Genomic DNA, 921 nt, shown 5'->3' on the forward strand with positions numbered 1-921 from the left:
TTCCCAGGCGCATTTTCCCCTCCTACTTTTCTCTCTGGAGGGGATTTTATTGCTTAACTTACCCCATGCGATCGCTTGAATCTATAACTAGCAACTTGGGTTAATAGTCTTGATAAAAATCGAACTTGCAACCAGTATGCAAATGCTCTACCGTTGAAGCTACAAGACTATTAAAGCGAATGACGAGGATCGAACTCGTGCCAAGAGTTTGGAAGACTCACATGCTACCGCTACACCACATTCGCATAGTTAAAAGCTTTAAAATGCTGACCACTCAGCCAGGTGGAAACCCCAAGGCTTTATGGAACCTATAACCGTCGTCCTGGATTTCATCGAGCTTTAGACTTTAAAATTTGAACTTTAACAAGTTAAACTTTGAGCGTTAAGGTTTAAGCGATGAGCGTTAACCTTTGAGCTTTAAAGTTAGAGACGAATCCTAAGTTCGTTGCCTTTTCAGGCAGTCCATAAATTCAGAGATTTTCGAGTGACCAGCAAGTATTATTCTAATCTGGGATTTCTACAGTTGTCGTGGCATTGCTGATGGAAAGTACGCGATCGCATGTCGATTTGAACTCTTCAATAAATATCGTTCGTCTTTCTATTTCTTTAGAGATATTAGTCGGATCTAACAATTCCACGCCTTCTCTTGCCATAAAGCTATCAACCAAAGACTGATATTGGTCAGAATTTACGGCTTCATTCTTTCCCAGAACTTCTAAAGCGAGTTTATCGAGTCTTTCTTTAATTTTCGCCTGCGCTTTCTCGTATTGATTGCGAGTTTGAGTGTAAGCTGACTGCATGGTATCGAGAATTGCCTCTTGACACTCCCACGGCTACGAAAACATCGCTTCGCTCGTTTTCATAAAAAGCCGTGGGATTCTTCCTTCAACCAGCCAACTTACTTAAAGGAGTTTCCCCACT

At 41.5% G+C, this 921-nt stretch carries 1 protein-coding gene and 1 tRNA gene; both read right to left on the reverse strand.

Annotation, left to right across the window (positions count from 1 at the left end):
• Positions 1–174: 174 nt before the first annotated feature.
• Positions 175–245 (reverse strand) — tRNA-Gly (locus AABK37_RS41545).
• Between the two features lie 258 nt (positions 246–503).
• Positions 504–800 (reverse strand): hypothetical protein, encoded by a 297-nt coding sequence (locus AABK37_RS41550; protein ID WP_432557206.1) that lies wholly within the window; start codon positions 798–800, stop codon positions 504–506.
• Positions 801–921 lie beyond the last annotated feature (121 nt).

The sequence above is a fragment of the Tolypothrix sp. VBCCA 56010 genome, from assembly GCF_050875635.1.
Classification (GTDB): domain Bacteria; phylum Cyanobacteriota; class Cyanobacteriia; order Cyanobacteriales; family Nostocaceae; genus Hassallia.

Coding starts and splice junctions, on each gene's coding strand:
- AABK37_RS41550 (WP_432557206.1), bottom strand. CDS start 800: ATGCAGTCAGCTTACACTCAAACTCGCAATCAATACGAGAAAGCGCAG.